The sequence below is a fragment of the Mycobacterium sp. E2238 genome (assembly GCF_001672665.1).
Lineage (GTDB): Bacteria > Actinomycetota > Actinomycetes > Mycobacteriales > Mycobacteriaceae > Mycobacterium.
On record NZ_LZKF01000252.1, the window covers coordinates 1 to 8849 of the forward strand.

The 8849-nt window shown below is 68.9% G+C and carries 10 protein-coding genes; 5 read left to right on the top strand and 5 right to left on the bottom strand.

Annotation, left to right across the window (positions count from 1 at the left end):
• Positions 1-118: 118 nt before the first annotated feature.
• Positions 119-784, top strand: a complete 666-nt coding sequence (locus tag A5711_RS23480; protein ID WP_067950806.1) for a DedA family protein — start codon at positions 119-121, stop codon at positions 782-784.
• A gap of 8 nt (positions 785-792) precedes the next feature.
• Here the strand turns inward: A5711_RS23480 and A5711_RS23485 are convergent, their stop codons facing one another.
• Entirely contained in the window at positions 793-1413 is a 621-nt protein-coding gene (locus A5711_RS23485; RefSeq protein WP_067950808.1) for a TetR/AcrR family transcriptional regulator, read from the bottom strand.
• Positions 1414-1567: 154 nt separating this feature from the next.
• Between A5711_RS23485 and A5711_RS23490 the strand changes: the two genes are divergently transcribed.
• Both A5711_RS23490 and A5711_RS23495 read left to right on the top strand, forming a co-directional pair.
• Entirely contained in the window at positions 1568-2005 is a 438-nt protein-coding gene (locus A5711_RS23490) for an anti-sigma factor antagonist (RefSeq protein WP_067950810.1), read from the top strand.
• 38 nt (positions 2006-2043) lie between these two features.
• Positions 2044-3126 (top strand): glutamate--cysteine ligase, encoded by a 1083-nt coding sequence (locus A5711_RS23495; RefSeq protein WP_067950812.1) that lies wholly within the window; start codon positions 2044-2046, stop codon positions 3124-3126.
• Between the two features lie 122 nt (positions 3127-3248).
• On the opposite strand, the gene A5711_RS23500 is transcribed toward A5711_RS23495, so the two are convergent.
• The 4 genes from A5711_RS23500 to A5711_RS23515 form a co-directional block, all read right to left on the bottom strand.
• On the bottom strand, positions 3249-4034 hold the full coding sequence (locus A5711_RS23500; protein ID WP_067950814.1) for a sulfite exporter TauE/SafE family protein: 786 nt from the start codon (positions 4032-4034) through the stop codon (positions 3249-3251).
• Positions 4035-4098: 64 nt separating this feature from the next.
• Positions 4099-5031, bottom strand: a complete 933-nt coding sequence (locus A5711_RS23505) for a catalase family peroxidase (RefSeq protein WP_067950816.1) — start codon at positions 5029-5031, stop codon at positions 4099-4101.
• A 17-nt stretch (positions 5032-5048) separates the two neighbouring features.
• Positions 5049-5846: an SDR family NAD(P)-dependent oxidoreductase gene (locus A5711_RS23510; protein ID WP_197501064.1), complete on the bottom strand. Its 798-nt coding sequence runs from the start codon at positions 5844-5846 to the stop codon at positions 5049-5051.
• Positions 5847-5925: 79 nt separating this feature from the next.
• The gene (locus A5711_RS23515) at positions 5926-6522 is read right to left on the bottom strand and encodes a carboxymuconolactone decarboxylase family protein (RefSeq protein ID WP_067950818.1); all 597 of its coding nucleotides are present in this window, start codon (positions 6520-6522) and stop codon (positions 5926-5928) included.
• A gap of 152 nt (positions 6523-6674) precedes the next feature.
• On the opposite strand from A5711_RS23515, the gene A5711_RS23520 reads away from it, so the two are divergent.
• Positions 6675-8234, top strand: a complete 1560-nt coding sequence (locus A5711_RS23520) for a long-chain-fatty-acid--CoA ligase (RefSeq protein WP_067950820.1) — start codon at positions 6675-6677, stop codon at positions 8232-8234.
• Positions 8235-8242: 8 nt separating this feature from the next.
• Positions 8243-8849: MBL fold metallo-hydrolase (locus tag A5711_RS23525; protein WP_231987535.1), on the top strand; the 607-nt coding region annotated here is incomplete at its 3' end.

Genomic DNA, 8849 nt, shown 5'->3' on the forward strand with positions numbered 1-8849 from the left:
CGATGGCCGGGAACCCAAACGGCCGCAGTTGGAGAGTCTCGGCGCGCCGAGCCGACCGGCCGACGCGAAGCGGCGGGTTTAGGGCGCGTACCGCCGGACCGTCAGGCATGCTGGACGCATGGATGTGGAGGCTTTGCTGCACGCGATCCCGCCGCTCGCGGTCTACCTGGTGGTCGGCGGCGTGGTCGGGCTCGAGAGCCTGGGCATTCCCCTTCCCGGCGAGATCATCCTGGTCAGCGCGGCGCTGATGTCGTCGCACGACGACCTGCCCGTCAACCCCGTCGGCGTCGGCATCGCGGCGGTGATCGGCGCCGTGGTCGGCGACTCGATCGGTTACACGATCGGGCGCCGGTTCGGTATGCCGCTCTTCGACCGCCTGGGCCGGCGGTTCCCCAAACATTTCGGTCCCGGACACGTCGCGTTGGCCGAAAAGTTGTTCAGCCGCTGGGGAGTTCGGGCGGTCTTCTTCGGCCGCTTCATCGCGCTGCTGCGGATTTTCGCCGGGCCACTGGCCGGAGCCTTGAAGATGCACTATCCGCGCTTCTTGGCCGCCAACGTCTCGGGCGCCATCTGCTGGGCCGGCGGCACCACCGCGCTGGTGTACTACGCCGGGATGGCCGCGGAGCGCTGGCTGGAGCGGTTCTCCTGGATAGCGCTGGTCATCGCGATCGTGTTCGGGCTGATCGCGGCCTTCGCGCTGCGTGAACGCACCTCCCGGGCCATCGCCGAGCTCGAGGCCGAGCACTACCGCAAGGCCGACAGCACCGCCGCCGACGCGGCTTGAGAGGCGGGTTAGCTGGCCGCTTCGCCGAGATCCTCCGGCGCGACCGGCCGATGCTCTGCGATGAGGGCGCTGGCCATCCTCCGGGCACGCAAGGCCGCATCCACATCGCCCACTGCCGCCAGAACGATGGCGCCCTTCATCAAGATGTGCCAGGACGAGGCGAAGTCCTCGACGTCGGTCAGGCCCGCCGCCATCGCGCGCTGACGCACGATGTCGCGAACGTGGTCGATGTGGGTGATGCAGGCCCGCCCCGCGGGCGAATCGGGCCCGAGCTCGAGCAGCACGTTGATGAACGAGCAGCCCTCGTAGCCGTCACGCAGTTGAATCCAGTCGTGCATGACGTCGAAGATTGCGAGCAACTGTTGCTCGGGCGTCTCGCCCCGCTGCCGTGACTGCTCCTCGATCAGGCCGTGCGTCCACAGTTCCTCGCGCCGCTGCAGCACAGCCAGGACGAGGTCGTTCTTGGTGGCGAAATGCCGATATAGCGTGGCCCTGGCTACACCGGCCCGGTCGATCACCTCTTCGGTGCCGACCGCACGGATTCCACGCCGGCTGAACAGCTCATATGCGGCGGCCAGGATACGTTCACGAGCCGACGCGGCGGGCGTTCCGACATCGGAAGTTGTCATAGCAACCCACAACATACTCTTAGCTGGCACAGGTAGACAGACAGACCTGTCTTGTTATAGAAAAGAGATTCGCCTTCCGCGAAAAGTCTGTCTTCAGAGGGCAGGACGGGCATCCATCGCAGCGTCGTAGACGCCGGTCGATTAGGAGTCCACGATGATCTCGGCCATTGCAGAACCGATGACAACTACCCACCTGATGCTGAGCACGAAGCTGGTTTACGAGCTGGGTGACCCCAACAGCACGCTGCGCGCGTCAGCCGATCGCAGCGGCCCGGCGGTGCTGATCTATGCCGGCGGAGAGGTCGACGCGTGCAACGAGCACACCTGGCGCCAGCTCATCAGCGAGGTCGCCGGCATCGTCATCGAGCCGGGTCCCCTGGTCGTCGACGTCACGGGGCTGGATTTCATGGCCTGCTGCGCGTTCGCGGCGCTGACCGACGAGGCGAAGCGCTGCAAGGAGCGCGGCATCGAGTTGCGCCTGGTGAGCCGCGAGCCGATCGTCGCCCGCATCATCGACGCGTGCGGCCTGTCAGCCCTTCTGCCCATCTACCCGACCGCCGATTCCGCGCTGGCGTCCGCGGCCCGTTGGTGACGGGGCAACGCGGGCACTGATCGGGCCCGTGTGGCTGGATGAGCGACCCTCCCACCTTCGGCGCGGAGGAAGAATTCCTCCTTGTCGACCCGCGAACGGGCGAACCGGCGCCGCAGAACGCCGATGTGGCCGCCGAGGCCAAACGCCGGGGCGTTGAGCTGCAGCTGGAACTCAGCAGCTGCCAAGTGGAAACCACCTCCAGCGTGGTGGCGACCAGCACGGAACTCGCCGAGGAGCTGACTGCGCTGCGGCGCACCGCGGCGCGGGCCGCCGAGGCCGTGGGGCTTCGGCTGCTCGCCGCCGGTCTTCCGCCGGCCACACCGCACGAGTTCCCCGTCACCGACACTCCCCGCTATCGCCGGATCGGCGCGGAGTACGGGATGGTCGCGCATGAGCAAGGCATCTGCGGATGCCATGTCCACGTCGAGGTTCCCGACCGCGCGGCCGCCATCCATGTCAGCAACTGGTTGCGACCGTGGCTGCCCAATCTGCTTGCGCTGGCGGCTAATTCGTCGGTGTACCGCTGCGCAGACAGCGGCTACGCGAGCTGGCGCAGTGTCCTGTGGCGACGATGGCCGGTGGCAGGGCCGCCGCCGTTCTTCCCGTCGCCCGACGACTACGACCGCACGGTGCGGATGCTGATCGACAGCGAAGTGATCCTGGACGAGAAGATGGTCTATTGGGACGTGCGCCCGTCGGAGAACTTCCCGACGATCGAGGTGCGGGTGGCCGACGTGCCGGCGACCGTCGCGGAAACGGTGTTGCTCGCCACGCTGGTCCGGGCCGCGGTGATGACGGCGCTCGAGGGCGACCAGCCCGGGCGGCTTCCGCCGGCGGCTCTGCGCGCGGCGTACTGGAAGGCCGCCCACGACGGGCTCGCCGGACGCACGCTCGACCTAATCCACGGCGGCGGAGCGGTGTCCGCGCGCGAGCAGTTGGGCGCCCTCGTGCAGCGCGTGCGGCCGGCGTTGGAGACGCTGGGCGAATATGACCGCGTGGTGGGCGAACTCGACCGCGTCGCCACCCGAGGCAACGGGGCGATGCGTCAGCTGCGGGCGTGGCGCGAGCGGGGCGAGGTGATGGACGTCATCGACGAGATTGCCACCGCCACGCTGGACTGAAACCCGTTGCTACGCCTCTGTTCACTTGCGCGTGCGTCCAGGGCGGCGACACGCCGGGGGGGCCCTCCCTGGGCGCACACTCAAAGCCGTGAACGCACACTCGATGCGGCGAACGCTACGAGTTACGCCACGGCCAGCAGTCGATACAGACCGATCAGGCCGACCACCACGATCGTCGCGCGCAGCGCGTTTCCCGACAGCCGGCGGCCGTAGCGCGCCCCGATCAGCCCGCCGACCAGCGACCCCACCGCGATCAGCCCGGCGGCCGGCCAGCTGATGCGGTCGAAGGCGACCAACGTATAGGCAATCGCGGCAACGACATTCACGACGAGGGCCAGCAGGTTCTTGGCGGCGTTCATCCGCTGTACCGACTCCGGCAGCAGCGCGCCCATCAGGCCGACCAGCAGGATGCCTTGAGCGGCGGTGAAATAACCGCCATAAACGCCGACCGCGAATGTCCCGAACACCAGGACGGCCATGCGGCGGGGCGTGATGTGCTCGGGTGAGCGGCCCGCGGCCTCGGCGCGCCGTCCCGTCCACGCCTGAATGCGAGGCCCGGCGACCACCAGAATCAGCGCCAGGACCAACAACACCGGCACCACTTCGGCGAAGACCTTCTCGGGCAGATGCAGCAGCAGGAAGGCGCCCAGCACCGCGCCGCCCAGCGACGCCGGAAACTGCCAGCGCAGCCGATCCCACTGGCCGCGCAGCTCGGCGCGGTAGCCCCAGGTGCCCGACACGCTGCCGGCGACCAGACCGATCGCATTCGACATGGTGGCCGTTACCGGCGGGAAGCCGAGGGCGACCAGGGTGGGGAACGTGATCAGCGTGCCGGACCCGACCAGCGCGTTGATGGCACCGGCGCCGAACCCGGCAAGGCAAATGAGAATCATGTGGGGAGGCGACACTGAAGAAAAACCTTAGCCTGCCCCAGGTTTCGGCGTGCGGGCGACTGCCGGTTCTGCTCCCCCGTCAGGCGGGCGGCGCTTCGGCCCCGCGGTCGACGCCGGTGCGCAGCTTGACCGACGCTGAATACGCGAGCGTCCGGAAGTGCAGCACCGGATCGTCGGAGGGCTCGATGCCGTCCGTCACCCGCATCGGATCGAACACCAAGATGTCGCCGCCGTGCTCGCGCTCGGTCTCCAGACCGGTGATCTCGAGGGTGCCGACGGTTGCGATCTGTGTGCTCTGCCAGGGCGCCGACGGGTCCACCGTGGAGTCGGTGGGCCCGCCGATCTGCACGCGATATGCGAACCGCACCGGGCCGCCGTCCAGACGCGTGTTCAGCTCCTCGGTGAGGAAGTCCGCGCCTTTGCCGTGGGCGTCGGGTGCCGACAGGAAGTGCTGCGTGGCGGCCGGAACCAGGTGATAGCGAACGAATCTGGCGCTGCCGTCGGCGGCCACCCAGCGGAAGGCGTGCAGGCCGTGGTACTCGACGGTGGCGTAGCTCGCCGGGATCCTGTTGGCGTCGCGCAGCACCGGTAGCGCGCCGAGCAGCCGGGGATGGGTGAGGAAGTACTTGGCCATGCGCAGCGGCGTGGTCAGCCCGGGTCGCATCGCCTTGAGCAGATCGACGAACCCGTCGGGCGTGCTGGAGACGAAAAGCCGCGCGGTCTGCGTCACCACGTCGGTGGTGGAGCCGTCGGGCAGGGTGAACTTCACCGCCATTCCGCGGATGCCCGGCACGTTGTCGCGCTGTTTGGGATTGCCCGCACCGTTGGAGAAGCGGATCAGCACCGGAACCGTCGAGCCGTCGAGATGCTTTGCGCGCGTGAGCATGAGCGCGTCGGGTGTCGCGGTGAACGTGCCGCGGTAGAGCGTGCCTTTGGCGTGCAGCGCGCGGCAGCCCGGCTGCGCCCCGCCGGCGCCGCGAATCGCCTCGATCGCCTCATCGGGAGTGACCATGCGCGAATCTTAAGGCGCTAGGAGGGAAAGCCGAAGAGTTTGACCACACCGTGATCACGACCGGCGGTGTAGCCGCCGTCGACGGCGATGGCCTGACCGCTGACGAACGAGGCGTCCGGCGACAGCAGGAAGGCCGCCATGGCCGCGACCTCCTCCGGCTGGCCCAGCCGCTGCAGGGCGTGTTCGGAGGTGATGGATTGCAGCGGGCCCTCCATGCCCGGGAGACCGAAGACGCTTTGGGCCATTGGGGTTTCGATGAACCCGGGACATATGGCGTTGGCCCGGATGCCGCTCGGTCCGTAGTCGAGCGCGATGTTCTTGGTGAGCAGCACGACGCCACCCTTGGCCGCGTTGTATGAACTCCCGCCCGCCGTGCCTTCCAGGCCCTCGACGCTCGCGACGGTCACGAGCGAACCCCGTTCACCATCGACGCGGGGTTGCTCGATCATCCGGGCCAGCGCCGCCTTCGCCACCAGAAAGGTGCCGGTGAGGTTGATCTTGATCACCCGGTCCCATTCAGATCGGTCGAGCAGGTGGACCGGTCCTCCCCCGGCGACCCCGGCGGCGTGCAGGACGCCGTCGAGGCGGTCGGGCACGGCGGCCAGCACCGCGGCGATCGCGGCTTCGTCGGTCACGTCGGCGTTGACGAACTGAAACCGGGGGCCGAGGTCGGGCGCCGCGACCAGGTCGGCGCCAATCACCGTGCCGCCCTCGGCCAGCAGGCGCCTCGCGGTCGCCAGGCCGATCCCGGACGCGGCGCCCGTGACGACGAAGGTGCGTGAGCCGGCTCGGTCGGGGTTCACCATGGCAGACATGTTGGCACACCGCTCCACTCGCGGGTAAGCAAACGCGCACGGGGAGCTAATGCTCGCGCCGCTCGATATAAGTGAGCTATCAGCAAATATCGAGATTTTCTTCTCTGCCCGGCACCGACGCATCGAACGCGTTCAGCGTGATGCCGACCATCGAGAAACATCCCACCAGGAAGACGATCTCGGCGACACCCTCAGCGCCGAAAGCCTGCCTCGCCGCTTGGTACGTGGTCTCCGGAAGCGGGGCACCCCGGTTCAGCGCCGCCGCCATGTCGTAGGCGGCACCCTCGTCGTCGTCGAGGTCGTGCGGACGTTCGCCCGCGGCGATCGTCGCGATCTTGCGCTCGGCCAGGCCTGCCTGCCGGGCGAAGTGCTCGTGCCCATAGATCTCGTACCGGGCGCCGAACCTGGCGGCGGTCACCAGGATGACGAGCTGGTGGACGGCGGCGGGCAACACCCTGTGCTCCCAGAGCGCCTTGTTGAAGGCCCAGGCCGGCTTTCCGAATTGTGGGAAATGCAGCCAGCCGTTGAAGGGGCCGATCAGGGCGCCATCCTCGCGGCGCGCGACGAGCCCGTCGAAGTTGCGCTCGATCACCGCCGCCATGTCGTCATAGAGGCGCTTCTGCTCGGGGCTCAGGCTGGGCGGTGGCAGCAGGGGCAGGCGCGTCTTTTCGGGCATAGTCTGATCGTGCGCCGACGTCGGTGCGAGTGCCAGGACTTGTTGGTGACCACTGGTAGGCGGAAGCTCCCAGTCAAACGGAGGGCCGCCGTGGCGGGCGCGGCCACGACCGCGTATCACAGAGTGTGAGTAAACCGACCTCGGAGGGGTTCATGCCACCAGCCGACACCACGGCGAAAACGACGGAGACGCTCGCCGGATTCGTCGACCGGCACGCACAGCAGCGGCCCGACGCCATCGCGATTCGCTACGGCGAACGGCAGTGGTCCTGGGCGGACTGGGCCGCGCGGATCCGGCGCGCGGCCGGCGCGCTGCGGGACGCCGGCGTGCAGCGCGGGCAGTGCGTGGCCTTTCTGGACAAGAACCACCCCGCCTGCCTCGAGGTGCTCTTCGCCGCGGCGTCGATCGGCGCGGTGACGACCGTCGTCAACTGGCGCATCGTCGGCGACGAACTCGTCCACGTGCTCGAGGACAGCGGCGCGCGGCTGCTTTTCGTCGGCGCCGAGCTGCAGGCCGCGGCCGAGGCGGCCGCCCAACGAGCACCGGGCGTGCAGCGCATGGTGGTGGTGGGTGACGAGTACGAATCCCTGCTGGACGCGGCGGCGCCCACGGGCAGCGACGCCGAGGTCGACGAGAGCGAAACCGCCCTGGTGATCTACAGCTCCGGCACCACGGGGCGGCCGAAGGGCGTGCTGCTGAGCCAGCGCGCGCTGGTCAATCACGCGGCCAACCTGGCGCCGGCGTTCCCGTTCGATGACGGGGACGCGAACCTCGTCGCCATGCCCCTGTTCCACGTGGGCGGAATCGGCTACGCGCTCTTCGGTATTCGGGCCGGTGTGCCGACGATCATGACCCGTGAACCCGACGCCACCGCCCTGATGGGCGCGGTCAGATCCGGTGCTACCCACGCGTTCTTCGTCCCGCCGGTGATCGCCCGGTTCCTCGACGCCGGCGAAGCGGCCCACGCCATGTTCGCGGGCCTGCGCTACATCGTCTACGGGGCCGCGCCCATGCCGTTGCCCCTACTGCATCGGGCGCTGTCCACCTGGCCCGAAACGCGTTTCGTTCAGGTGTACGGGCAGACGGAACTGTGCGGCGCGGTCACGGCGCTCAGCGACGCCGATCATCGCGATTCCGCTCGCCCGCACCTGCAGTTAGCGGCGGGAAAGGCGGTGCTGGGCACCGAGATTCGCGTGGTCGATCCGGAGACGGGCGCCGAGGTGCCGGCCGGGGAGCCCGGCGAGATCTGGGTGCGGAGCAACCAGAACATGAGCGGTTACCTGAACCGGCCGGAGGCGACCGCCGAGACGATCACCGACGACGACTGGGTGCGCACCGGTGACGTCGGCCGCCTGGACGCCGACGGCTACGTGTACATCGAAGACCGGCTGAAGGACATGATCATCACCGGCGGCGAGAACGTGTACGGGCCCGAGGTGGAAAGCGTGCTCATCGAGCACCCCGCCATCGCCGACGCCGCGGTCATCGGCGTGCCCGACGACTTCTGGGGGGAATCGGTCAAGGCGATCGTGGTGGCCAACGGCGAGATCGATCCCGACGATGTCATCGCCTTCTGCCGGGAGCACCTCGCCGGCTACAAATGCCCGCGAACCGTGGACTTCGTGGAATCGCTGCCCCGCAATGCCAGCGGCAAGATCCTCAAAACCGAACTGCGCGAACCGTATTGGCGCGACCGGGCCCGGGGCATATGAGCGCCTTGGTGGACGCGCAGCGGCGCGCCTGCGCGATCACTGTGCTGGGCGGCCCGACCACGGTCGTCGACATCGCGGGCCACCGGATCGTGATGGACCCGACGTTCGACCCGCCCGGGGTGCACGCGTACCTGACCAAGCTCACCGGGCCCGCCGTGAGCGCCGAGGCGCTCGGCCCGGTGGACGCGGTGTTGATCAGCCACGACCAGCATCCCGACAACCTCGACGACGACGGCCGGCGGATGGCCCTGGCCGCGCCGCTGGTGCTCACCCATCCGGGCGGCGCCGGCCGGTTGGGCCCGCCTGCGGTGGGGGTGGCGCCCTGGCAGACGCATGAGCTCTCCGGATCGCTTGCGGTGCAAGCTGTTCCGGCGGTGCACGGCCCGGCGGACGGGCAGCGCGACGTCGATCGTGCCCACCCGGTCGGCCACGTCCTTGACCGCCGCCATCGAGGCGTTGTCCCCGCTGAGGTACACGGTCGGCAGGCCGCGCCCGGACAGCACGAATCCGGTCACCTCGCAGTTGACGTGGCCGCCTTCGTCGCGCTGCCCGTCCGCCGGGCCGTGCACCGCCGGAACAGCTTGCACCGCAAGCGATCCGGAGAGCTCATGCGTC

What these genes read in the sequence shown, in the direction of transcription:
- A5711_RS23495 (WP_067950812.1), top strand. Translation starts at nt 2,044, where the DNA reads ATGAGCGACCCTCCCACCTTCGGCGCGGAGGAAGAATTCCTCCTTGTC.
- A5711_RS23485 (WP_067950808.1), bottom strand. Translation starts at nt 1,413, where the DNA reads ATGACAACTTCCGATGTCGGAACGCCCGCCGCGTCGGCTCGTGAACGT.
- A5711_RS23505 (WP_067950816.1), bottom strand. Translation starts at nt 5,031, where the DNA reads ATGGTCACTCCCGATGAGGCGATCGAGGCGATTCGCGGCGCCGGCGGG.
- A5711_RS23510 (WP_197501064.1), bottom strand. Translation starts at nt 5,846, where the DNA reads ATGTCTGCCATGGTGAACCCCGACCGAGCCGGCTCACGCACCTTCGTC.
- A5711_RS23520 (WP_067950820.1), top strand. Translation starts at nt 6,675, where the DNA reads ATGCCACCAGCCGACACCACGGCGAAAACGACGGAGACGCTCGCCGGA.
- A5711_RS23515 (WP_067950818.1), bottom strand. Translation starts at nt 6,522, where the DNA reads ATGCCCGAAAAGACGCGCCTGCCCCTGCTGCCACCGCCCAGCCTGAGC.
- A5711_RS23480 (WP_067950806.1), top strand. Translation starts at nt 119, where the DNA reads ATGGATGTGGAGGCTTTGCTGCACGCGATCCCGCCGCTCGCGGTCTAC.
- A5711_RS23490 (WP_067950810.1), top strand. Translation starts at nt 1,568, where the DNA reads ATGATCTCGGCCATTGCAGAACCGATGACAACTACCCACCTGATGCTG.